The organism is Erythrobacter neustonensis, assembly GCF_001663175.1.
In the GTDB taxonomy this organism is placed as follows: Bacteria; Pseudomonadota; Alphaproteobacteria; order Sphingomonadales; family Sphingomonadaceae; genus Erythrobacter; species Erythrobacter neustonensis.
Genome location: NZ_CP016033.1, coordinates 100,090 through 121,908 on the forward strand (window position 1 = coordinate 100,090; position 21,819 = coordinate 121,908).

A 21,819-nucleotide genomic window follows, 5' to 3' on the forward strand; every position below is an offset into this window, starting at 1 on the left:
AGCCGCGCCATGATCCGGCTTCTTGGCACGCTTGCCCTGCTCCTCACCTTCCTGACCCTGCCGGCCTCGGCCGACCCCGGCGATGTCGATGCGGCCTCGCGCGGCGTGGTGCGGGTGGTGATCATCGGCGAGGAAGGGGGCGAGCCCGTCCCCGTGTCTCACGGCACCGGATTTGCGGTTTCGGCGACCCGGATCGTCACCAATGCGCATGTCGTCAGCGAAGCGGTGCAGGACGATACGCTGCGGATCGGGATCGTCCCGTCCGAAGGCGAAGGCGGCGCCTTTGCGCGGCTGATCGCGGTCAGCCCGCGCAACGATCTGGCGCTGCTCGAAATCGCCAAGGGCTCGCTGCGCCTCCCCCCGCTCGCGCTGGCAGCGGGGGTGAGCCGCGATCTGGGCGAAGTGTCGGCGGTGGGCTATCCGATGAATGTCGATCTGGCCCAAGGGCTCGACATCGCCGACATCTTCCGCGCGCAGCCCCCGGTCAAATCGCGCGGTTTTGTCTCGGGGGAACGGCCGAGCCGGCAGTTCGACACGATCCTCCACACCGCCCCCATCGCGCGCGGCAATTCGGGCGGGCCGCTGCTCGATCCGTGCGGGCGGGTAATCGGGGTCAATTCGTTCAGTTCGGATTCGGCCGGCGGGGACGCGGAATTCTTCTTCGCGGTCTCCTTGCGCGAATTGCTGCCGTTTCTGCGCAGCAACGGGGTCGAGCCCGTCACCAACGCGATGCCGTGCCGCTCGATCGACGAATTGAACGCCGAAGAACGCGAACGCATCGAGGCGCAGCAAAACGAAGCCCGCGCGGCTGTCGCGCAGCGCTCCGAAGCGCTCCGCACGTTGCGCGAAAAAGCGCAGCTGACCGCGCAGATGGAGGTGCTTGAGGCGCGCGAAAACCGCATGGCGCTGGCGCTGATCGCGCTGATCGCGAGCGTCGGCTGCGGCTATGCAGCGGCCGTCTGGCATGGGGATGATGCGCGCCGCACCCACGCACGCATCGCGGCGGGGCTGTCTGCTGGCGCGCTCGTGATTGCGGCGCTGCTATGGTTCACGCGCCCCGGCCTTGACGAGATCGAGGACCGCGTCGCTGCTGCGATAGACAAGGCGCAAGGCAAGGATACGCCCGCCGCGCCCGCTGATGGGGCCGCTGCGGAAGGTGCGCTGATTTGTACGCTGGTTCCCGAGCGCAGCCGGGTGACATCGGGCCGCACCGACGATGTCGCATTGGAATGGTCAGCCGATGGGTGCGTCAACGGGCGCACCCAATACGGGCTTGCCGGGGCCGGCCAGTGGTCGCGCGTGTTCGCCGCGCAGGACGATGCGGCGATTGCGGTCAACACCTTCGATCCGGCCACGCGCACGCTGCGTTCGGACCGCTATCTGCTGGGACAGGCCGCGCTGGCACAGGCGCGCGCCGCGCGCGCGGCCTATACGCCGCCCGCCTGCGGGGTGAGCGATGCGGCGCGCACGCTGGGCGAGCAGCAATCGGCGCTGATCGCTCAACTGCCCGACCGGCCCAACGAAAGGCTGGTCTACAATTGCTCCGCCAAGGAGGCCGCCAAGTGAGCGGCCGGACCAGACGGCTCGCAGTGATCGCACTGGCGCTGGCTCTGCTTGTCGGGGCATGGCTGGGCCTGCGCTATCTCGACTGGCAGGTTTCGGACGCCGCGCGCAGCGAGCCGCAGCGAAGCGCGCAATCTTCGCACTTGCACAATTCCGACCCCTCGCGACTTGCAGGAACCGGAATCAATTGCTAGGCGCGCGCCAGCTTTGAAGGGTCGCCCTTGTGCGCGCTCCCGACCCAAGGCCCAAGCAAGACCCCTTACGAGTTTTCCGAGAGGACGAGACGCGCGTGGATATTTCCGCCGGTATCAAGGCTAGCCTGGCTGGACGCTATGCCTCGGCCCTGTTCGATCTGGCTGCCGAACATGGCAAGGTGACTGCGGTCGAGAAGGATCTCGAAACGCTGGGCGCTGCCTTGCGCGAATCGGCCGATCTGACTGCGCTGACCACCAACCCCGAACTTGGCCGCGATGCCGCGGGCAAGGCGATGGCAGGCGTGGCGCAGACGCTGGGCCTCAGCGACCTTACCACCAATTTCCTCGGCGTGCTTTCGGGCAACCGCCGTCTGGGCAAGATCCCTGCGATCATCGTCGCGTTCAAGGCGATCGCCGCCGCCCAGCGCGGCGAAGTGACCGCGACCGTGACCAGCGCCCACCCCCTGAGCGACGATCAGATCGCCGCTCTGAAGACCAAGCTGACGGCGCGCGAAGGGCGCACCGTCATGCTCACCGCCTCGGTCGATCCCGACCTCCTGGGCGGCCTTGTCGTCACCATCGGATCGCAGCGCATTGATGCCTCGATCCGCACCCGTCTCAACTCGCTTGCCCAAGCCATGAAGGCCTGAAGGACATAAACATGGAAATCCGCGCCGCAGAAATCTCGAAGGTCATCAAGGACCAGATCGCCAATTTCGGCACCGAGGCCGAAGTCAGCGAAACCGGCACCGTGCTGTCGGTGGGTGACGGGATCGCCCGTATCCACGGCCTCGATCAGGTGCAGGCCGGCGAGATGGTCGAATTCGCCAACGGCGTGCAGGGCATGGCGCTCAACCTCGAAGCCGATAACGTCGGCGTCGTGATCTTCGGCTCGGACGCCGAAATCAAGGAAGGCGATGTCGTCAAGCGCACCGGCACCATCGTCGACGTGCCGGTCGGCAAGGGCCTGCTTGGCCGCGTGGTCGATGCGCTCGGCAACCCGATCGACGGCAAGGGCCCGATTGTTGCCGAAAAGCGCAGCCGGGTCGAAGTGAAGGCACCGGGCATCATCCCGCGCGAATCCGTGTCCGAGCCCGTGCAGACCGGCCTCAAGGCGGTCGACGCGCTGGTTCCCGTGGGCCGTGGTCAGCGCGAGCTGATCATCGGCGACCGCCAGACCGGCAAGACCGCCGTCGCGATCGACACCTTCATCAACCAGAAGGAAGCCAACGCCGGCGACGACGAAGGCAAGAAGCTTTACTGCGTCTATGTCGCGATCGGCCAGAAGCGTTCGACCGTGGCGCAGATCGTCAAGCAGCTCGAAGAAAACGGCGCGATGGAATATTCGATCGTCGTCGCCGCGACCGCTTCGGAGCCCGCCCCGCTGCAATATCTCGCGCCCTACACCGGCTGCGCGATGGGTGAATTCTTCCGCGACAACGGCATGCACGCCGTGATCGTTTACGACGACCTTTCCAAGCAGGCCGTCGCCTATCGCCAGATGTCGCTGCTGCTGCGTCGTCCTCCGGGCCGCGAAGCTTACCCGGGCGACGTGTTTTATCTCCACAGCCGCCTGCTCGAGCGCGCCGCGAAGATGAACGCCGAAAACGGCCACGGCTCGCTGACCGCGCTGCCGATCATCGAAACCCAGGCCGGCGACGTGTCGGCCTACATTCCGACCAACGTGATCTCGATCACCGACGGCCAGATCTTCCTTGAAACCGGCCTGTTCTATCAAGGCATCCGTCCGGCGATCAACGTCGGCCTGTCGGTGTCGCGTGTGGGCGGTGCCGCGCAGACCAAGGCGATGAAGAAGGTGTCGGGCTCGATGAAGCTCGATCTTGCGCAGTACCGCGAAATGGCGGCCTTCGCGCAGTTCGGCTCGGACCTCGATGCATCGACCCAGAAGCTGCTCAACCGCGGTGCCCGCCTGACCGAGCTTCTGAAGCAGAAGCAGTTCTCGCCGATGCCCTTCGAAGAGCAGACTGTTTCGATCTTCGCCGGCACCAACGGCTATATCGACAACGTCGCCGTGAACCGCGTGGGCGAATACGAGAGCCAGATGCTCGACTACATGCGCCGCGAACACGGCAGCGTGCTGTCGGAAATCCGCAGCTCGAAGAAGTTCGAAGGCGAAGTCGCCGACAAGACCAAGGCTGCGCTCGAAGCATTCGGCAAGCAGTTCGCTTAAGGACAACCCCCAGTGCCCTCACTCAAGGAACTGAAAGGTCGGATCAACTCGGTCAAGTCGACCCAGAAGATCACCAAGGCCAAGCAGATGGTCGCAGCCGCAAAGCTGCGCCGCGCGCAGGCCGCGGCCGAAGCCGGGCGGCCCTATGCCCAGCGGCTTTCGGCCGTGATGGCATCGCTTGCGGGCAAGGTGTCGGGCTCTGCCGCACCGCGCCTGCTGGCCGGCACCGGCGCTGACAGCAAGCACCTGCTCGTGGTGGTCAACACCGACAAGGGCCTGTGCGGCGGTTTGAACTCGAACATCGTCAAGGCCGCCAAGATCAAGGCGCGCGAGCTTCAGGCCGCAGGCAAGACGGTCGAGTTCTACCTTGTCGGCAAGAAGGGCCGCGCGCCGTTGAAGCGCGAGTTTCCGACGCTGATCGGTGACGGCTTCGACACCAGCGGCGCCAAGACCCCGGGCTTTGCCGAGGCAGAAGCGATCGCGAACGAATTGATCGCGATGTATGACGCGGGCAAGTTCGACGTCGCGCACCTCGTCTACCCGACCTTCAAGTCGGCCTTGGCGCAGGACCCGACCGTGAACCAGCTGATCCCCGTCCCCGCCCCGACCAATGCGCTCGCGGCCGACGCCGTGGTCGATTACGAACCGGGCGAGGAGGAAATCCTCGAAGAACTGCTGCCGCGTTACGTGCGCACCCAGCTGTTCGGCGCGCTGCTTGAACGCGAGGCCTCCGAACAGGGCGCCTCGATGACCGCGATGGACAACGCCACGCGCAACGCTGGCGAGCTAATTCAGAAGCTGACCATCCAGTACAACCGCAGCCGTCAGGCCGCGATCACCACCGAACTCATCGAAATCATCGCGGGCGCTGAAGCGCTCTAATCGAAGGCTAAGGAACGAAACATGGCCACCGCCCCCGCTCTCAACCAGACCACCAACGGCACGATCAGCCAGGTCATCGGCGCCGTCGTCGACGTCCAGTTCCCCGGTGAACTGCCCCCGATCCTGACCGCGCTCGAAACCAAGAATGGCGACAAGACGCTGGTGCTCGAAGTCGCCCAGCACCTCGGTGAAAACACCGTCCGCACGATCGCGATGGACGCCACCGAGGGCCTGACCCGCGGCACCGAAGTCGTCAACACCGGCGCGCAGATCAGCGTTCCCGTCGGCCCCAAGACGCTGGGCCGCATCATGAACGTGATCGGCGAAGCGATCGACGAGCGCGGCCCCATCGGTGCCGAAAGCACCATGCCGATCCACGCCGACGCTCCGCTGTTCATGGACCAATCGACCGACGCGGCGATCCTCGTCACCGGCATCAAGGTGATCGACCTCCTCGCCCCCTATGCGCGCGGCGGCAAGATCGGCCTGTTCGGCGGTGCTGGCGTGGGCAAGACCGTGCTCATTCAGGAACTGATCAACAACATCGCCAAGGGCCACGGCGGCGTGTCGGTCTTCGCTGGCGTGGGTGAGCGTACCCGCGAAGGCAACGATCTTTATCACGAATTCCTCGACGCCGGCGTTATCGCCAAGGACGCCGATGGCAACGCGACCTCGGAAGGCTCCAAGGTTGCGCTCGTGTTCGGCCAGATGAACGAGCCCCCGGGCGCCCGCGCCCGCGTCGCGCTGTCGGGCCTGACGATGGCGGAATATTTCCGCGACGTCGAAGGCCAGGACGTATTGTTCTTCGTCGACAACATCTTCCGCTTCACCCAGGCCGGTTCGGAAGTGTCGGCGCTGCTCGGCCGTATTCCTTCGGCAGTGGGCTACCAGCCGACGCTGGCCACCGACATGGGCAAGCTGCAGGAACGCATCACCTCGACCACCAAGGGTTCGATCACCTCGGTGCAGGCGATCTACGTTCCCGCGGACGACTTGACCGACCCGGCGCCGGCCGCCTCCTTCGCTCACCTTGACGCGACCACGACGCTGAACCGTGCGATTTCGGAACTCGGCATCTACCCCGCGGTCGACCCGCTCGACTCCACCTCGCGCGTGCTCGAACCGCGCGTTGTCGGTGCGGAGCACTACGAAACCGCCCGCCGCGTTCAGGAAACGCTGCAGAAGTACAAGAGCCTGCAGGACATCATCGCCATTCTCGGGATGGATGAACTGTCGGAAGAGGACAAGACGATCGTCGCCCGCGCGCGCAAGATCCAGAAGTTCCTCTCGCAGCCCTTCCACGTCGCCGAAGTCTTCACCGGCATTTCGGGCGTCTTCGTGCAGATCGAAGACACCGTGAAGAGCTTCAAGGCAGTCGTCGACGGCGAATATGACCACCTGCCCGAGCAGGCCTTCTACATGGTCGGCGGGATCGACGATGTGGTCGCCAAGGCCAAGAAGATGGCCGAGGAAGCGTAAGGCACCATGCCCCTCCACTTCGAACTCGTCACCCCGGCCAAGCTCGTCCGTTCCGAGGACGTCCACATGGTGGTCGTCCCCGGCACCGAAGGCGAATTCGGCGTGCTTGAAGGCCATGCGCCCTTCATGAGCACGATCCGCGATGGCGCGGTGCAGATCTTCCGTGCTGCTGGCGCGGCGCCCGAGATCATCCAGGTGCGCGGCGGCTTTGCCGAGGTCAATGAAAAGGGCCTCACCGTGCTCGCGGAGCATGTCGAGGGATAATCCCCCGGCCAATCGACGAACAACCAATCAGGGCGGGCCAATGGCTCGCCCTTTTTGCGTCTATCCCCTTCACATTGCGCTCCTCTCCCGCCACAACGGCGGCACGCATTCCCCCGAGGAGAGGACGCTTGAAACTTGTCTCGACTTTCGCACTGGCTCTCGCAATGAGCATCGCACCGGCCACTGGCGCTTCGGCGCAGGAAACGCCTGTCCCCGGCATCCCCGGAGCCGAGCAGGATCCCTTCATCTTCCTTGAGGAAGCCCGCAGCCCCGAGGCGCTCGACTGGGTGGCCAAGGAAAACGCGCGCACGCTCGCCGCCTTCGAGGCCGATCCGCGTTATCAGCAGCTGAAGGACGAGGCGCTGGCGATCTTCGACAGCAACGACCGCATTCCCTTCGTCAGCTTCCGCCCCGATGGCCTCTACAATTTCTGGCAGGACAAGACGAACCCCAAGGGGGTAATGCGCCGTACAACGCTGGAGAGCTACCGCACCGCCAACCCGCAGTGGGAAGTGATCCTCGACGTCGATGCGCTCGCCAAGGCGGAGGGCAAGGAGTGGGTCTATCAGGGCTCGACCTGTCTGCCACCCGCCCTGAACCGCTGCATGATCGCGCTCTCGGACGGGGGCGAGGACGCCACGATCCTGCGCGAATTTGACACTGCAACCAAGCAATTCGTCGAAGGCGGCTTCGTGCTCGATGCGAAAAGCCAGGGCGGAGTCGAGTGGGTCGACGAAAACACGCTGCTCGTGAGCCGCGATTTCGGCGGCGGTACGATTACCGAAAGCGAATACCCCTTCACCACCCGCGAATGGAAGCGCGGCACCGCGATTGCGGATGCGCCTGAAATCTTCCGGGGCGATGTGAAGGATGTCTCGTCGGGCGCAACGCTGCTGCGCGACAATGACAGCGTGGTCCATGCGCGCATCGCCTATCGCGGCATCAGCTTCCACGAGCGGCTGTGGTATGTCTGGAAGGACAATGCCTGGCTCCAGCTCGATCTGCCGACCAAGGCGAACCCGGTGGGGATCGTCGATGGCCACATGCTGTTCTCGCCCGATGTCGACTGGACCGTCGATGGCCAGACCTTCCCCGCCGACAGCCTTGTCGCGGCCAATCTGGAAGAATGGAAGGCCAACCCCAACGGCGCGAAGAAGTCTCTGGTTTGGGCCCCGGCCGACCGCCAGACAAAGCAGGGCACGACTGTAACCGGCGGCGGGCTTTATGTCGCGCTGCTCGACAATGTCGTGGGCAAGGTGCTCAAGTTCAAATTCGCCGATGGCAAGTGGACCAGCACGCAGGTCGCGCTGCCCGACAATGCCACCATCGGGATTGCCGCCTCGTCGGATGAAACCGACCAGATCATGTATACCGTGTCGGGCTTCCTTGAACCGACCACGCTCTACTACACCGACGGCACCACCCCTCCTGCGGTGATGAAGACCAGCCCGGCCTATTTCGATCCGGCGGGCGCCGAAGTCGAACAGCACGAGGCGGTGAGCAAGGACGGGACCAGGATCCCCTACTTCATCGTCAAGCCCAAGGGCATGAAGCCCGACGGTTCGACCGCCACCCTGCTCACCGGCTATGGCGGCTTCCAAGTGCCGCGCCTGCCCGCCTATCTCGGCAGCACCGGCAAGCTGTGGGTCGAAAAGGGCGGCGCCTATGTGCTCGCCAACATGCGCGGCGGCGGCGAATTCGGCCCCAATTGGCACCAGACCGCGATCCGCGAGAACAAGCAGCGCACGTGGGATGATTTCATCGCGGTGGCCGAGGATCTGGTGAAGCGCGGCTTCACCAAGCCCGAACACCTCGGCATCCAGGGCGGCAGCCAAGGTGGATTGCTGGTCGGCACCGCCTTCACCCAGCGGCCCGACCTGTTCGGCGCGGCGATCGTGCAGATCCCGCTGTTCGACATGCTGCGCTACCACCTGATCGGGCGCGGGGCCTCGTGGATCGGCGAATATGGCGATCCGCGCATTCCCGAACAGCGCGCGTGGATTGAAGGCTATTCGCCCTACCAGAAGATCGTCGCGGGCGTGCAATACCCTGAACCGTTCCTGTGGGCCTCGACCGCGGATGACCGCACGCACCCTGCGCACGCACGCAAGGGTGCGGCGAAACTGAAGGCGCTTGGGCAGCCCTATTACTACTTCGAGGATACCACCGGCGGCCACTCGGGCGGAGTCGACAACGATCAGCGCGCCAAGCTGCAGGCGCTGCAGTTCATCTACCTGATGAAGCGGCTGATGGACGATCGCACGGCGAAGTAATCTGCTCGATCCTTACCACAAAAAAGGCGGCTCCGATGCCAAGGGGCCGCCTTTCTTGTATCCGGAGCCCGCCGCGCCGGGCCGACATGTAAACCCGGCCGACACTTTGCGCTCGGCTCACCGCGCGTGCGGCACGGCGCGTTTCATCAAGACGATATTAACCATGATCGGCAGGACCTCGTTAAGGCCACAGCGCCGAAACCGGGTCCATCGGGGGCGATGAAAACCAGCGACGAGGGAATTCACCGATGGCCTATGACCGCAATGTATCGATCGCCGACGCGATCAAGAGCTACTACAAACTGCCCCGCACGCACCGCGTCCACTGGTCGAAGGCGCGCAAGGACGAAGTCGTGCGCGCGGTGCGCGACAGCGCGATGAGCTTTCACGAGGCGCGCGACCGCTACCTGCTCAGCCGTGCCGAATTCGACCAGTGGGAAGCCGATTACCTCGCCACCGGAGGCACGCGGCAGGCCGGGATGCAGGACGCCTGAGCTATTTCGCCGCGACCGGGATCAGAACCTCGTTGCGGCGTAGCGGTCCGGGAACCATTGGCGCGTCATAGAAGGCAAATTCCGCCTCGCCCGCGGGCACGAGCCCTTGCGCTGCGATCCAGCCTCTCAGGCGCGTCTCCATCTCGGCCAGTTCGGCAGTCCCGGCATTCCCCGAGAACCGCACGGCAGCCATGCGCCGCGCCGGGGTCTGCGTCAGCGTGATGTCGGCGGGCGCGGGCGGCAAGGTTTCGAGCGTGTATTTGCCCGGCATGACGAACCGCATCCGCCATTCGCTCGGCTGGGTTTCCTGCTGCAGGACAGGCGCGGTCATCGCGATCTTCTCGCCACCTTGGGGGCGGTCCTTGGCAAAGATATAGGCGGCGAGCCTGTTGAAGCTTGCGCGGCTTGCGGTCTGCCGGGTGCCGATGTGCCGCGTCTCGGCGACGACCAGCGACGGATAATCGCGCAAGGCATAATCGCCATCGTCGCGGATCAGCGTGAAATCGGGCTGTTCGGTCCTGCGGCTTTGCGCATAGGCACCTACGGCCCCCACGGCGGCGAGGCCGGCTCCGGCAGCGATCCAGCGAAGGGCTTTCATTCCATGATCTCCTTGTTTCAGGAGCCATAGTCCGCGAGCCAGCGAAGAGTTCCCGCCCCTGCGGGCACAGGCGACCGGTCAGCGCGTGGGCGCGTCGAAATCGGCGGGCTTGTTCGCGACCCATGCGACGAATTTCGCAATCGCCGGATTGTCGCGGATCGCGGCGGCATTCGCGCCGATGCGGGCCAGTTCGTTGTTGGTGAAGTTGGCATGGATCGTCTTATGGCAGATCGGGTGGACCGGCACCTTGATCTTGCCCTTCTTCGACTTGGGCACGGGGTGATGCCACTGGACGACATCGCCCAAGGGCCGGTCGCACAGCCAGCAGGCCGGGGTGTGGGGATCGTCACTCATGGCCTTGCGGGTCCGCTCTGATGGTTGCTTCGGTAAACAGGTCGCCGCCGTCCGTATCGCCGGCGGGCAGGTATTTTTCCGCTGCATCGACATCGACCGGGCGAAGATCGGGATCGTCGCAGATGCGGATGGCGGCGAATGTGCCAGCGCGCTCGACCACCACCCCGTCGCTGATCGCGGGTTCGTTGCCGGCTCCGTCGAACCGGGTGCGCACCATGCGGCTGAAGACGATATAGCGCGTATCGGCGTTGTCGAATGCCAACTGCTGTTCGCCGCCGCCCGAATACATGACGTTCGCCCGCGCCCCGCCGGCGATCACCATTTCCGGCTGCTCGCCGCCAAAACGATATTCGGCGCGGCCCGGGCCAGTGCCGCATACCGAGACGCGCTTGCCATCGGTAAACCTGCAGGTGAAGACCGGCGTTTCCCCTGCGGCACAGGCTACGGCCGGGATGCGCGGCTGTGCTGTAACCGGGGAGGCGGCAGGGGTCGGTAATGGCGGCGCTGCATCTTGCCGGGCGGCAGAGTCCGTGCCGGCATCCTGCCCCTGGCACCCCGCCAGCACCGTGACGATCGCTAGACCGAGCGCGCGTGCGCTCACCCCTTCTTCTCCGCCGCCTTCTTCTTTTTCATCGTGTCGTGGAAACGATCGGCCCAGCCATCCTTGATCAGCTGTTCGGCGCGCACCATCCGCAACTCGCCCGGCGCGACATCGCGGCTGACGGTGCTGCCCGCTGCCACGATCGCGTCCGCGCCGATCGTGACCGGCGCGACGAGCGCCGAATTCGAACCGATAAAGGCGCGCTCGCCGATGGTGGTCCGATATTTGAAATAGCCGTCGTAATTGCAGGTGATCGTGCCCGCACCGATATTGGCGCCCGCGCCGATGCTGGCATCGCCCAGATAGGTGAGGTGGCTGGCCTTGGCGCCCTTGTGCATCACCGCGTTCTTCACCTCGACGAAATTGCCGATGAAGCTGTCCTCTTCCAGCACCGTGCCGGGGCGCAGCCGCGCAAAGGGGCCGACCTTGACCCCGCTGGCGAGGCTGGCACCCTCGATATGACTGTTGGCACGGATCAGCACCCTGTCCGCGACGCGCACACCGGGGCCGAAGAAGACGTTGGGCTCGATCGTGACATCGCGGCCCAGTTCGGTGTCATGACTGAAGAACACCGTGTCGGGCGCGATCAGGGTTGCGCCCTCGTCCATCGCGCGAAGCCGGCGCGCGGCCTGCCAGCGGCTTTCCGCGCCGGCGAGTTCGGCCCGGCTGTTGATGCCGGCAACCTCGTCCGCGCTGTCTGCTGCGATCACCGCACAGCCGCGCCCATCGGCAATCGCGATATTGACGATGTCGGGAAGGTAATATTCGCCCTGTGCATTATCGTTCCCGACCCGTGCCAGCAGCCCGAACAGATCCTCTGCCCGCGCGGCGAGCAGGCCCGAATTGCACAACCGGCAGGCCCGCTCGCTCTCGTCCGCGTCCTTGAATTCGACCATCTTGACGATGCCGCCCGCATCATCGGCGATCACCCGGCCATAGGCGAGCGGGTCTTCGGGCTCGAACCCGAGGACCACCACCGCTGGCCTATCCGCGCCATGGAGCCGTTCGAGCATCGCGCGCATCGTCTCTGCCTTCACGAAAGGCACGTCACCATAAAGCACCAGCACATCGCCGCCGAAGCCTTCGAGCGCGGCTTGCGCCTGCTGCACCGCGTGGCCTGTGCCGAGCTGCGGTTCCTGCAGGCAGGTCACGGCGCGCCCCTCGACCGCTTTCTCGATCTGCTCGCGCCCCGCGCCCACGACCACTGCGGTGCGTTGCGGCCCCAGCTCGGCAACGCTCGCCATCAGGTGATCAAGCATCGCGCGCCCTGCGATCTTGTGCAGCACCTTGTGCGTGTCGCTCTTCATGCGGGTGCCCTTGCCCGCGGCGAGGATGATGGCGGCGAAGGGGGAAGCTGTGGTCGTCATAACCCTGATCCTTACAGCAATTGCTTGCGGTTTGAAGTCGCATCCGCCACGCCGAAGCGCATGAACAGCATCCCTTTCAGCGCCATCGGCTTCGACCTTGACGGCACCCTGCTCGATACCTTCCGCGATCTGGGCGCGGCGGTGAACCATGCGCTGGTGCTTGGCGGGTTCGACGCGGTTTCGGTCGAAAGCTCGAAAGACCTCATCGGCGGCGGGGCCAAGGTGATGCTGGCGCGCGCGGTCGATGCGCAAGGCGGCCTGCCCGAAGACGAATTCAAGCGGCTCTACAAGGCGATGCTGGCCTATTACGCCGATCACAATGCGGTCCATACCGAACCCTATCCCGGAGTGCGTGAGGGTTTGGCACAGCTTGCCCGGCAGGGTGTGGCGATGGCGGTGGTAACCAACAAGTTCGAAGCCTTTGCCCGCCAGATCCTCACCCAGCTCGACCTGATCGACCAGTTTCAGGCGGTGATCGGCGGCGACAGCATGGGCAAAGGGCCCGATGGCCAGTTCCTTGCCAAACCCCACCCTGCCCCCGTGCTGGCCGCGCGCGCGGCGTTGGGTGGCGGCACATTTGCCTTTCTGGGCGATTCCTCGTTCGATGTGCGTGCCGCCAAGGCAGCGGGCGTGCCGGTGATCGCGGCGGCCTATGGCTATTGCGATGTGCCGCCGCATGAACTGGGCGCGGATGGGGTGATCGATTCGTTCGGCGCGCTGATCCCGGCGCTGCAAAAGCTTGTCCCTGCATCCTGACCCTACGGCATCGCGTCATGGCGCTTGCGCTGTTGCATCGCGCCCGTGAAAGTGCCACGCAGCGCGCCGCAAATCGGTTTACGCGGGCGTAAAGCACGCCCTCTCATTTCCACAGGAGAGAGACACATGAGCATCAGCTTCAAAGACAAGGTTGCGATCGTTACCGGTGCCGGCGGCGGTCTGGGCAAGGCCTATGCGCTCGAACTGGCGCGCCGCGGCGCCAAGGTCGTGGTCAACGATCTGGGCGGTTCGCGCGATGGCACCGGCACTTCGGATGCCGCAGCACAGGTGGTCGCCGAAATCGAGGCGATGGGCGGCGAGGCCATGGCCAATGGCGGTTCGGTGACCGAATTCGACCAGATGGAAAAGATGGTCGCCGATGCCAAGCAGAAGTGGGGCGGCGTCCATGTCCTCATCAACAACGCGGGCGTGCTGCGCGACAAGACCTTCGTGAAGATGGACCCGGCTGACTTTGAATTCGTGGTCAAGGTTCACCTCACCGGCTCGGCCTTCGCCACGAAGGCGTGCTGGGAACTGATGCGCGAGCAGGGCTATGGCCGTATCCTGATGACCGCGTCCTCGACCGGCCTGTTCGGCAATTTCGGCCAGGCGAATTACGGCGCGGCCAAGCTCGGCCTTGCCGGCCTGACCAAGACGCTCGCTCTCGAAGGCGCGAAGTACAACGTGCGCGTGAACACGCTGTCGCCGGTCGCGGGCACCCGCATGACCGAAGACCTCTTCCCTGAAGAAGCCTTCAAGCTGTTCGCGCCCGAGAACGTGGTCCCTGCCGCGCTGTTCCTGGTTTCGGAAGACGCACCGACCAACGCGATCGTGGGCGCAGGCGCAGGCGGCTTCCACTCCTCGTGGACGGTGATGAACGATGCCGTGTGGCTCAAGGACGAAGACCGCACGGTCGAAGGCTTTGCCGCGCACTGGGACGAGATCAATTCGTTCAGCAACCTCATCGCCCCGCAATCGGGCAGCGAGCAGTCGGGCAACATCCTGAAGGCGATGCAGAAGGTGACGGGCACCGGCCCCGCCAGCGCGCGCGGCTGATCCGGCTTTTCTTCGGAAAAAGCTTACGAGGCCCGCTCCCGATAAGGGGGCGGGCCTTTCGCATGATGGGTGCATGTTCCAAAGCGTGACGATGCGGGCGGATGGCATCGGCGCCACCCGAACAACCGCCTTTTTTGAACAGCGGCAGCCTCGGGCCGCTATGCTATCCGGCCGTAATCGTGATCCGGCACATAAGCCCTTCGGGTGCGAATACCTGTTCCACCGTTCCCTCTCCCGCGAGCGCATCGGCGATCAACATCGAACCGAAACCCTGCCGCCTTTCGCCTTGCGGTGCCGGCCCCCCGCGCTCGGTCCAGGTTATGACTGTCGCGCCATCTTGCAGGTCGATCGCCACACCGATGCGGCCGTCCGGCACGGACAGCGCCCCATATTTGATCGCGTTCGTCAGCAATTCATGCGTGACCAGTGCAAGGCCCTTGCTGGCCATGGCGGGAAGCGGTGCCTCGCTGTCCACCGAAATCCGTATCTGGCCTTCGCATGTCTGGAATGCGGCGAATTCCGCCTCCAGGATCGCGCTCGGTATCATTGCGGAGGACGCAGTCCCCATGATCAGATCCTGCGTGCGGGCCAAAGCGCCGACCCTTCCCTTCAGCATTTCAGCGAATTCGCTGGTGCTGTTTGTGGTGGTGGCCGTAAGCATGATCATCGAATTGATGATGCCGAGCGTATTGCGGACCCGGTGCTTCAATTCTTCGGTGATCAGCTGAAGCATGGCTTCGTTGTTTTTCGTCTCGGTGATGTCGAGCACATGGCCGATCAGCGTGGTGACATGGCCTGCGTCGTCCAAAAGAGGGCGACCGGAGGCCCTGATCCAGCGTTTCTGGTCATCATTCGTCGTTATCTGACAGTCGAACGACCATTCACGCTTTTCTCTTATCGCGGCTTTCTGAAGGCTATCGACCCTGAGGCGGTCCTTCTCGGCGACGTGAGAGAGGAATTGATCGTAGCTCCATTCTTCCAGCGAGCCATCATAGCCAAATATCTTGTCGTGGGTCCTGTTTCTGACTGCGAGGCCGCTTTTGAGGTCCAATTCCCAGATGCCGATGTGGCTGGTTTCCAGAACAAGCCGCAAGTGCTCGGCGCTGCGGAGTTCGAAAGGGCTCAAATCGGACATTCCGTCCGAATAGACCCATCCTGAAGCATTACAAAGGGAGAACAGTCTTTTGCCTGCGGTAAGCTAAAACGACAGGCCGCTACTCAATCTCCACACCGCCAGCGCGGGCATGGGGCAAGGCCTAATCCTCGACCGCCTTCAGCAGCCGCCGCTCCATCGGGGCGAGAACGCCCGCCAGATCGTGCCCGCGCTTCAGCACCTGGCCGTGTTCGCCGAACAGCGTCCACATGCCCTGCTTGCCGCGCAGCGCGGGGCGCTTTTCCACCCGTGCCTGCGGGCGTTCGGCGGTGCGGCGGAAGGCGGCGAAGGTTGCCGCATGGCGGTCGAAATCCATCGCATAGTCGCGCCACTCGCCCGCCGCCACCATCCGGCCATACAGATCGAGAATCCGCATCAGTTCGGGCCGGTCGAAGCCCACCTGATCCGCGCCGCGGCCCGGAAAAGGGACGATCTGTCCCGGGGTCTGGGGGCCAGCCACGGTTCCGGTCAATCCTGCGCGGCGCTCTTGCGGACGGGCAGCGGCGCAGGCTCGCCCGGCGCGCGTTCAGCCAGCAGCGCCTTCATCAACGCCAATTCCTCGCGCATTGCGGCCATTTCGGTCTCGAGCTTTTCGACGCAGTCGCGGTTCGCCCGGCCCTGGTCATCGCACGGCACATCGTCGCAGGGCGTCCCATAGGGGATGAATTCGCGCAGCCACTGATCGGCGGGCACGAGTGTCGAACGGGCCTTGAGCCCGATCATCGTCGCGCCGGCAGGCACATCGTCGGTGACGACCGCATTGGCGCCCACGCGTGCGCGTTCGCCGACGACGATCGGGCCGATGATCTGCGCGCCCGAACCGATGATGACATTATCGGCCAGCGTCGGGTGACGCTTGCCGCCCTTGCCATTGGTCGGGTTGCTGCCGCCCAGCGTGACGCATTGATAGATCGTGACGTTGTCACCGATCTCCGCGGTCTCACCGATGACGGTGAAGCCATGGTCGATGAAGAAATTCTTGCCGATCGTGGCGCCGGGATGAATGTCGATCGCGGTCAGAAGCCGCGAGATGTGGTTCACCGCGCGCGCGAGGAAATACATCCGCGCCTCGAACAGCCAGTGTGCGACGCGGTGGAAACCCAGCGCCCAGACCCCGGGATAAAGCAGGATTTCCCAACGCGAGCGCGGCGCGGGGTCGCGCGCATGGACCGAGTCCAGATAGCTGATCAGCCGCTCAAACATCGCCCCTCACTTTTCCCACCAATGCCGCGCCGATGCAATCGCCTCGGGCGTTTACGCGCTACAGCAGGCGCTGCTGTTGCGGACCATGCAGCGCTTCGAGCGCCGCACGCCAGACAGACATGGTGGCAGGCGTCTGGCGTTCAAGGGAGATCCGGTCGATTGCTGCCACCAGCGCCTCGATCGCAGCAAAACTGCGCGTGGTCCGCGGCACCAGATATTCAGCTGCGCCTTCAGGCAGGCTCAGCCCGCGCGCTTCGGCATGGGCGTGGATCAGTTCGGCGGCCATCGCATCATCGGGTGGACCGATCGCAAGTTGCAGCGATCCGCCGATCCGCGAGGCGAGATCGGGCAAGCGGATGCCCCAGCCCCCCTCATCTGGCGTCGTGACGATCATCAGGACGGCGCTGCCTTCACGCGTTCCGCCGCGCTGCACCCCATTCCAGTGGTGGAACAGCGCGGTCTCGTCAAGATCGCCGGCATCGTCGATCACGTCGAGCATGTCGCCGCGCAGTCCCTTCGCCCAGCGCGCGAGCAGCGACTTGCCCGAACGCGCCGGCCCGGTGAGGACCGCGACGTGAAACGGCCAGCGATCCGGATGCTGCAATGCGTCGACGACGGCGGCATTGGCATTGCCGACCACGATCCGGCGCGGCGCCCCTTGCGCGCACAGCGGCAGGGCGATCTGCGATGGCTCGCTCATCCGCGCGATGATCGCGGTCAGCGGCTGATGGCGAGCGCGTTTGCCCCGCGCCGCACTGTCAGCCCGCGCGCTTCGAGCGCGGCAGCGAGTTCTTCGAGCGATCCGGCAAAGCTCACGCTCATCACCGAGGTGCCGCCGATCGCGGTGCTGGTGACCCCCACGCCGCGCACCCCGCCCGCGCCGCGCACCGCGCCGAGCGCGGCATCGAAGCTGGCGGCATCGGGGGTAGCGAACTGGACGGTGATGCTGCGCACCTGCGCCTCGCCCGGTTCGATCCCGGCGACCGGCTGCGCTTCGATCAGCGGGACTTCGCCCGCGGCGATCGCGGCCTCGGCGGAACGACGCGCCTGCGCAGCGCGGCCGATATCGATCAGTCGCTGGATTGCAGGGTCGATCTCGCCCCCGCCCCCCAATCGCAGGCTCGGATCGGGTTGCAGCTTGCCCGAGGCAAGCGCGCCGGTGAACACCTGGTCCATCCGTTCGACGGCTTGCGCGAGCATTGCGGAAAGCGCGTCGGGGTTTTCGGCGCGCAGCGTGAATCGGTCGAGCGGGCGGCTATCGGGGCCGTAGCGTGCGGTGAAGGTGCCCTTGATCGGGCCGCCCGGAAATTCGTGATCGAGCCGGGCGAAGGCCATCAGCACGTCGGTCGCGCCGTACTGGTCGAGCGTCGAGCGCCACCAGACGCGGCTCTTGCGCTGGGTCTGGCCGAAATTGACCAGCAGCGAATCGCCCCCTGCGCCCGACAGGCGGACATAATCGATCCGGCTCGCCCCCGGATTGAATTCGGCCCATGCGCGCTGCCACGGGTTGCGCTGTTCGAAGGCGATATAGGCGCCGCCCGATTCTTGCACCGGGATCAACAGCAGCGGCGCCGAACGGCTCGCCTGCTGCGCGCCGCCAAGATAGCCGCGCGCGCGCGACCGGTCGAAGACCACGCCCAGCGTCGCGATGTAGCGCCGGGGGCCAAGCCGTTCGCGCTCGATCACGATCGCGGAAACCAGCGCGTCGAGCTGGCTGTCGGACAATTGCGGGCCCTTGATCTGCGCCCACGCCTTGCGCTGCGCCTCGCGCCAGCCATTGGCGCGCGCGTCCTCGGCGTTCTTGCCTTGGGCATCGACCGTGATGCCCTTGACCTCGATGTCCGCGCTTGCAGCCGTCGGCGCGATCCCGCGTTCGCCCGCAATCTGCGCCACCAGGGCATAGCCGCCGCCCAGCAGGCCAAGCGCCATCGCCGCGCCGCCGAGCCACCGATAGAGGGGCCGCCGCGGAGCGTGATGCGGGGCCGCAGCCGGGCCGGAAGGGGAAAGCGATGCGCGCATGGAAAAAATCGCCTCCCCTTTGCCCAAAGGCGAGTGGAATTCCAAGCGCGAACCGCTATGGCGCTGGGCATGACTTCGGGGACAAACGACGAGAACGCGCCGCAAGGTGCTGGCTACACCTATGCCGATGCCGGCGTATCGATCGCGGCGGGCAATGCGCTGGTCAAGGCGATCGCTCCGCTGGCGAAAGCCACCGCCCGCCCCGGCGCAACTAGCGAGCTTGGCGGGTTCGGCGGGTTCTTCGACCCCAAGGCCGCCGGATACACCGATCCGCTGCTGGTCGCCGCGAATGACGGCGTGGGCACCAAGCTGAAGCTCGCGATCGATCATGACCGGCACGACACCGTGGGGATCGATCTGGTCGCGATGTGCGTCAACGACCTGATCGTTCAGGGCGCAGAGCCGCTGTTCTTCCTCGATTATTTCGCCACCGGGAAGCTCGAAAACGGCGTTGCCGAGCGCGTGATCGCGGGGATCGCCGATGGCTGCAAACAGGCAGGCTGCGCGCTGATCGGCGGCGAGACCGCCGAAATGCCGGGGATGTATGCCGCCGGTGACTACGATCTGGCAGGATTCTGCGTCGGCGCGGTCGAGCGCGGCGAGCAGTTGACCGGCGACAAGGTTGCCCCCGGCGACGTGCTGCTGGGCCTTGCTTCGAGCGGTGTGCACTCGAACGGCTATTCGCTGGTTCGCCGGCTTGCATCCGACAAGGTCTGGAAGCTCGATCGGCCCGCGCTGTTCGATCAGGACCGATTGCTGATCGACGCGCTGATCGCGCCGACGCGCATCTATGTCGCAAGCCTGTTGCCGCTGATCCGCGCCGGGCTCATCAATGCGCTGGCGCACATCACCGGCGGTGGCCTGCTCGAAAACATTCCGCGTATCCTTCCCCACGGCGCGCACGCCCATGTCGATGCCGATTTGTGGCCCCAGCCGCGCCTGATGGCGTTTCTGCAGGCGCAGGGGCATATCGAGCCCGAGGAAATGGCGCGCACCTTCAACTGCGGCGTCGGCATGGTGCTCGCCGTCAGCGAGGCGAACGTGGCCGATGTCACCGCGAAGCTCGAAGCCGCGGGCGAAACTGTCGTTACCGTGGGGCGCATCGAGCAGGGCGAGAAGGGTTGCACCGTGCGCGGCAGTACCGAAACCTGGTCGGCCAAGGGCGACTGGAGCGCGACGCATCTTGGCTGAAAAAGCCCGCATCGCCGTCCTGATTTCGGGCGCAGGCACCAACATGGCCGCGCTTGTCTATGCCAGCCGGATGCCGGACAGCGCCTACGAAGTGGTGCTGGTCGCGTCGAACGATCCCGAGGCCGAAGGTCTGACCCTTGCTGCGGCGGAGGGTATCGCGACCTTCGCCCTGCCCCACAAAGGGCTTGCCCGCGAAGCGCACGACGCAGCGATGGAGACCGCGGTGCTAGACGCGGGCGCGGAATATATCATCCTTGCGGGCTACATGCGTATCCTGTCCGATGCTTTCGTCCAGCGCTGGGCCGGGCGGATGCTCAACATCCATCCCTCGCTGCTGCCAAAATACAAGGGCCTCGATACCCACGCACGTGCCATTGCGGCGGGGGACAGCCACGGCGGCACGAGCGTCCATCTCGTTACGCCCGAACTCGACGCGGGCGAGGTGCTGGCGCAGATCGCTGTGCCGATTGTGCCCACCGATACGCCCGATACTCTCGCCGAGCGCGTAAAGCTTGCCGAACACCAGCTTTATCCGCGCGCCGTGACCCAATACGTCAGCCGCTGGCGTGACCCTGACGTGCTGCTGGACCGCGTGCGCAGTCTTGCCCTCGCACTTCCCGAAACCGACGAGCGCGAAAGCCACGGCAGCCCCGGTTTCCGGGTCGGTGGCGAGAAGTCCGGCAAATACTTCGCCCATTTCGCCGATCAGCACCACGGGACCCCGCATATCGCATTGCTGGTGCGCACCGGATCGGTGGACGAACTGCTGAACCTCGTCGAAACCCAGCCTGAGGCCTATTTCAAGCCCGCCTATTACGGCGCGAGCGGGTGGGTGGGGATAATCCTCAACCGGCCCGGCGTGGATTGGGACGCGGTAGCGCAATGGCTGATGCGCAGCTGGCGCGGCGCGGCGCCCAAGCGGCTGACCCGGTTGATGGACGCGGCGGAGGGGTTCTGATGCCCCCGCCGACCCGCGCTCATCTGCTCGCCCGCGGCCCGCTTGCCGAACGCGCCAACGACTTTCTCGGCAAGGCGTGGGAGCGCGGCTGGCTGCCGCCGCCCGCGCTTGACCCGCAAGCGCTTTGGGCGCTTGCGGCCAAACCCTATGGTGCGCGCGCCGAGGTGGCCGAGCATGGTGGGCGCAGCGCGCAGGACGTTGCCGATTTTCGCGAACGGCTGACCCGCCTGATTGCCAGCATCGATACCGAGGCCGATCTCAATCCGCTGGGCCGCGCGATGGCATGGGGGCAATTGTCGCGGGTGGTGAAAAACCGTCTCGCCTTCGGGGACTTGTGGCACAAACGGCCCGAACTGCTCGAAACCACCCTCGCCGCGCCGATCATCGTGATCGGTCACATGCGTTCGGGCACCACGCGAATCCACACGCTGCTGGCCGCCGATCCGGCGTTTTCGCACACCCGCTATTGCGATGCCTACCACCCCGTTCCCGGCCCGCGCGGACTGAACCGAATGAAGGCGGCGTTGGAGCTGGCGATGCTGGGTCTGCTCAATCCCTGGATGCAGTCGATCCACCCGATGGCTCCCGCTGCGGTAGAAGAGGAGCTGGCATGGATCAGCGCCGCATTGCACCATTCGATTTACGAATCGCAGTGGCACATCCCTGCCTATTCCGCCTGGAGCGAAGCGCGCGACCCGGCGGCGATCTACCGCGAATTCCGGCGCATCCTTATGACCGATGCGGCACACCGCGGGATCGCCGCCCGCCCGCGCGTGCTCAAGGTTCCTGCCTTTGCCGAAGACCTTGCAACGCTGCTCGCGCAATTCCCCGATGCGCGGCTGGTGCTGGCCGAACGCGAGCATGACGCGGTACTGAAAAGCGCGATCAGCCTCGCGGCCAACCAGATGGCGATGCAATCCGATAGCTGCTGCCTTGATGCAATCGAGGCACGCTGGCGGCACAAGATCGAATTGCGCGAGGCCCGGATGGAAAGCGCATTGCAGGACTGGCAAGGCCCGGTCGCTCGCGCCGATTTCGCCGCACTCAACGCGGATTGGGATGGCGCGATCGCAAGCGTTTATGATGGCCTCGGCCTCAGTCTCACGCCCGAAGCGCGCGCGGCGATGCACAAGGTCATGGCCGCGAGCGAGGATGGCCACCACCGCGATCATGCGGCCCAACTCGCGCGGTTTGCCACGGCAAGCTAGGCGCGCGGTGCAAAG

General features: G+C 65.2%; 23 protein-coding genes. 14 read left to right on the forward strand and 9 right to left on the reverse strand.

What is annotated here, in order from left to right; translation table 11 throughout:
* Window positions 1-9 precede the first annotated feature (9 nt).
* The 9 genes from A9D12_RS00465 (at window position 10) to A9D12_RS00505 (ending at window position 9,340) form a co-directional block, all read left to right on the forward strand.
* On the forward strand, window positions 10-1,566 hold the full coding sequence (locus A9D12_RS00465) for a S1 family peptidase (RefSeq protein WP_068348586.1): 1,557 nt from the start codon (window positions 10-12) through the stop codon (window positions 1,564-1,566).
* Complete coding sequence (locus tag A9D12_RS00470) at window positions 1,563-1,757, forward strand: hypothetical protein (RefSeq protein WP_068348588.1); 195 nt, start codon at window positions 1,563-1,565, stop codon at window positions 1,755-1,757. The genes A9D12_RS00465 and A9D12_RS00470 overlap by 4 nt, the downstream gene beginning before the upstream one ends.
* A gap of 95 nt (window positions 1,758-1,852) precedes the next feature.
* Window positions 1,853-2,407, forward strand: coding sequence for a F0F1 ATP synthase subunit delta (locus tag A9D12_RS00475; RefSeq protein ID WP_068348591.1), 555 nt, complete (start codon window positions 1,853-1,855; stop codon window positions 2,405-2,407).
* Between the two features lie 11 nt (window positions 2,408-2,418).
* Window positions 2,419-3,948 carry a F0F1 ATP synthase subunit alpha gene (gene atpA, locus A9D12_RS00480; RefSeq protein ID WP_068348595.1) on the forward strand — a complete coding sequence of 510 codons (1,530 nt, stop codon included), beginning with the start codon at window positions 2,419-2,421 and terminating at the stop codon, window positions 3,946-3,948.
* Window positions 3,949-3,960: 12 nt separating this feature from the next.
* The gene (locus tag A9D12_RS00485) at window positions 3,961-4,830 is read left to right on the forward strand and encodes a F0F1 ATP synthase subunit gamma (RefSeq protein WP_068348598.1); all 870 of its coding nucleotides are present in this window, start codon (window positions 3,961-3,963) and stop codon (window positions 4,828-4,830) included.
* A 21-nt stretch (window positions 4,831-4,851) separates the two neighbouring features.
* A complete protein-coding gene (atpD, locus tag A9D12_RS00490; protein ID WP_068348601.1) occupies window positions 4,852-6,309 on the forward strand; it encodes a F0F1 ATP synthase subunit beta in 1,458 nt (485 codons plus the stop codon).
* Window positions 6,310-6,315: 6 nt separating this feature from the next.
* Window positions 6,316-6,573: an ATP synthase F1 subunit epsilon gene (locus tag A9D12_RS00495; RefSeq protein ID WP_068348604.1), complete on the forward strand. Its 258-nt coding sequence runs from the start codon at window positions 6,316-6,318 to the stop codon at window positions 6,571-6,573.
* A gap of 164 nt (window positions 6,574-6,737) precedes the next feature.
* Window positions 6,738-8,846 (forward strand): prolyl oligopeptidase family serine peptidase, encoded by a 2,109-nt coding sequence (locus tag A9D12_RS00500; RefSeq protein WP_082925302.1) that lies wholly within the window; start codon window positions 6,738-6,740, stop codon window positions 8,844-8,846.
* Window positions 8,847-9,094: 248 nt separating this feature from the next.
* Window positions 9,095-9,340, forward strand: coding sequence for a DUF1153 domain-containing protein (locus A9D12_RS00505; RefSeq protein ID WP_068348610.1), 246 nt, complete (start codon window positions 9,095-9,097; stop codon window positions 9,338-9,340).
* Between the two features lies 1 nt (window position 9,341).
* Here A9D12_RS00505 and A9D12_RS00510 read toward each other — a convergent pair whose 3' ends face one another.
* The 4 genes from A9D12_RS00510 to glmU all read right to left on the reverse strand — a co-directional run bounded on the left by A9D12_RS00510 (window position 9,342) and on the right by glmU (window position 12,260).
* A complete protein-coding gene (locus tag A9D12_RS00510; RefSeq protein ID WP_068348612.1) occupies window positions 9,342-9,938 on the reverse strand; it encodes an SOUL family heme-binding protein in 597 nt (198 codons plus the stop codon).
* A gap of 78 nt (window positions 9,939-10,016) precedes the next feature.
* Window positions 10,017-10,292: an HNH endonuclease gene (locus A9D12_RS00515; protein ID WP_068348615.1), complete on the reverse strand. Its 276-nt coding sequence runs from the start codon at window positions 10,290-10,292 to the stop codon at window positions 10,017-10,019.
* Window positions 10,285-10,893 carry a hypothetical protein gene (locus tag A9D12_RS14575; protein WP_156522750.1) on the reverse strand — a complete coding sequence of 203 codons (609 nt, stop codon included), beginning with the start codon at window positions 10,891-10,893 and terminating at the stop codon, window positions 10,285-10,287. The genes A9D12_RS00515 and A9D12_RS14575 overlap by 8 nt, the downstream gene beginning before the upstream one ends.
* Window positions 10,890-12,260: a bifunctional UDP-N-acetylglucosamine diphosphorylase/glucosamine-1-phosphate N-acetyltransferase GlmU gene (gene glmU, locus A9D12_RS00525; protein WP_068348621.1), complete on the reverse strand. Its 1,371-nt coding sequence runs from the start codon at window positions 12,258-12,260 to the stop codon at window positions 10,890-10,892. The genes A9D12_RS14575 and glmU overlap by 4 nt, the downstream gene beginning before the upstream one ends.
* 60 nt (window positions 12,261-12,320) lie before the next feature.
* On the opposite strand from glmU, the gene A9D12_RS00530 reads away from it, so the two are divergent.
* Both A9D12_RS00530 and A9D12_RS00535 read left to right on the forward strand, forming a co-directional pair.
* Entirely contained in the window at window positions 12,321-13,016 is a 696-nt protein-coding gene (locus A9D12_RS00530) for an HAD hydrolase-like protein (protein WP_068348624.1), read from the forward strand.
* Window positions 13,017-13,142: 126 nt separating this feature from the next.
* Window positions 13,143-14,072 carry an SDR family NAD(P)-dependent oxidoreductase gene (locus A9D12_RS00535; RefSeq protein ID WP_068348627.1) on the forward strand — a complete coding sequence of 310 codons (930 nt, stop codon included), beginning with the start codon at window positions 13,143-13,145 and terminating at the stop codon, window positions 14,070-14,072.
* A 163-nt stretch (window positions 14,073-14,235) separates the two neighbouring features.
* Here A9D12_RS00535 and A9D12_RS00540 read toward each other — a convergent pair whose 3' ends face one another.
* The 5 genes from A9D12_RS00540 to A9D12_RS00560 all read right to left on the reverse strand — a co-directional run bounded on the left by A9D12_RS00540 (window position 14,236) and on the right by A9D12_RS00560 (window position 18,447).
* On the reverse strand, window positions 14,236-15,207 hold the full coding sequence (locus A9D12_RS00540) for a sensor histidine kinase (protein ID WP_068348630.1): 972 nt from the start codon (window positions 15,205-15,207) through the stop codon (window positions 14,236-14,238).
* Window positions 15,208-15,328: 121 nt separating this feature from the next.
* On the reverse strand, window positions 15,329-15,601 hold the full coding sequence (locus A9D12_RS00545; protein WP_231889764.1) for a DUF2794 domain-containing protein: 273 nt from the start codon (window positions 15,599-15,601) through the stop codon (window positions 15,329-15,331).
* Between the two features lie 92 nt (window positions 15,602-15,693).
* Complete coding sequence (epsC, locus tag A9D12_RS00550; RefSeq protein WP_068348633.1) at window positions 15,694-16,428, reverse strand: serine O-acetyltransferase EpsC; 735 nt, start codon at window positions 16,426-16,428, stop codon at window positions 15,694-15,696.
* Between the two features lie 58 nt (window positions 16,429-16,486).
* Window positions 16,487-17,128 (reverse strand): HdaA/DnaA family protein, encoded by a 642-nt coding sequence (locus A9D12_RS00555; protein WP_068348637.1) that lies wholly within the window; start codon window positions 17,126-17,128, stop codon window positions 16,487-16,489.
* Between the two features lie 17 nt (window positions 17,129-17,145).
* Window positions 17,146-18,447 carry a hypothetical protein gene (locus A9D12_RS00560; RefSeq protein ID WP_068348640.1) on the reverse strand — a complete coding sequence of 434 codons (1,302 nt, stop codon included), beginning with the start codon at window positions 18,445-18,447 and terminating at the stop codon, window positions 17,146-17,148.
* A 69-nt stretch (window positions 18,448-18,516) separates the two neighbouring features.
* Between A9D12_RS00560 and purM the strand changes: the two genes are divergently transcribed.
* Genes purM through A9D12_RS00575 form a run of 3 tightly spaced genes read left to right on the forward strand, consistent with a single transcriptional unit; the run spans window position 18,517 to window position 21,804 of the window.
* Complete coding sequence (gene purM, locus A9D12_RS00565) at window positions 18,517-19,638, forward strand: phosphoribosylformylglycinamidine cyclo-ligase (RefSeq protein WP_068353278.1); 1,122 nt, start codon at window positions 18,517-18,519, stop codon at window positions 19,636-19,638.
* Window positions 19,631-20,596, forward strand: coding sequence for a phosphoribosylglycinamide formyltransferase (purN, locus tag A9D12_RS00570; protein WP_082925303.1), 966 nt, complete (start codon window positions 19,631-19,633; stop codon window positions 20,594-20,596). Before purM ends, purN begins: the two co-directional genes overlap by 8 nt.
* Window positions 20,596-21,804: a sulfotransferase gene (locus tag A9D12_RS00575; RefSeq protein ID WP_068353282.1), complete on the forward strand. Its 1,209-nt coding sequence runs from the start codon at window positions 20,596-20,598 to the stop codon at window positions 21,802-21,804. The genes purN and A9D12_RS00575 overlap by 1 nt, the downstream gene beginning before the upstream one ends.
* Window positions 21,805-21,819 lie beyond the last annotated feature (15 nt).

Bases quoted from the DNA above. Each gene is read 5' to 3' on its own strand.
- A9D12_RS00465 (WP_068348586.1), top strand. From the start codon at position 10: ATGATCCGGCTTCTTGGCACGCTTGCCCTGCTCCTCACCTTCCTGACC.
- atpA (WP_068348595.1), top strand. From the start codon at position 2,419: ATGGAAATCCGCGCCGCAGAAATCTCGAAGGTCATCAAGGACCAGATC.
- atpD (WP_068348601.1), top strand. From the start codon at position 4,852: ATGGCCACCGCCCCCGCTCTCAACCAGACCACCAACGGCACGATCAGC.
- A9D12_RS00495 (WP_068348604.1), top strand. From the start codon at position 6,316: ATGCCCCTCCACTTCGAACTCGTCACCCCGGCCAAGCTCGTCCGTTCC.
- A9D12_RS00500 (WP_082925302.1), top strand. From the start codon at position 6,738: ATGAGCATCGCACCGGCCACTGGCGCTTCGGCGCAGGAAACGCCTGTC.
- A9D12_RS00505 (WP_068348610.1), top strand. From the start codon at position 9,095: ATGGCCTATGACCGCAATGTATCGATCGCCGACGCGATCAAGAGCTAC.
- A9D12_RS00510 (WP_068348612.1), bottom strand. From the start codon at position 9,938: ATGAAAGCCCTTCGCTGGATCGCTGCCGGAGCCGGCCTCGCCGCCGTG.
- A9D12_RS00515 (WP_068348615.1), bottom strand. From the start codon at position 10,292: ATGAGTGACGATCCCCACACCCCGGCCTGCTGGCTGTGCGACCGGCCC.
- glmU (WP_068348621.1), bottom strand. From the start codon at position 12,260: ATGACGACCACAGCTTCCCCCTTCGCCGCCATCATCCTCGCCGCGGGC.
- A9D12_RS00530 (WP_068348624.1), top strand. From the start codon at position 12,321: ATGAACAGCATCCCTTTCAGCGCCATCGGCTTCGACCTTGACGGCACC.
- A9D12_RS00535 (WP_068348627.1), top strand. From the start codon at position 13,143: ATGAGCATCAGCTTCAAAGACAAGGTTGCGATCGTTACCGGTGCCGGC.
- A9D12_RS00540 (WP_068348630.1), bottom strand. From the start codon at position 15,207: ATGTCCGATTTGAGCCCTTTCGAACTCCGCAGCGCCGAGCACTTGCGG.
- A9D12_RS00545 (WP_231889764.1), bottom strand. From the start codon at position 15,601: ATGCGGATTCTCGATCTGTATGGCCGGATGGTGGCGGCGGGCGAGTGG.
- epsC (WP_068348633.1), bottom strand. From the start codon at position 16,428: ATGTTTGAGCGGCTGATCAGCTATCTGGACTCGGTCCATGCGCGCGAC.
- A9D12_RS00555 (WP_068348637.1), bottom strand. From the start codon at position 17,128: ATGAGCGAGCCATCGCAGATCGCCCTGCCGCTGTGCGCGCAAGGGGCG.
- A9D12_RS00560 (WP_068348640.1), bottom strand. From the start codon at position 18,447: ATGCGCGCATCGCTTTCCCCTTCCGGCCCGGCTGCGGCCCCGCATCAC.
- purM (WP_068353278.1), top strand. From the start codon at position 18,517: ATGACTTCGGGGACAAACGACGAGAACGCGCCGCAAGGTGCTGGCTAC.
- A9D12_RS00575 (WP_068353282.1), top strand. From the start codon at position 20,596: ATGCCCCCGCCGACCCGCGCTCATCTGCTCGCCCGCGGCCCGCTTGCC.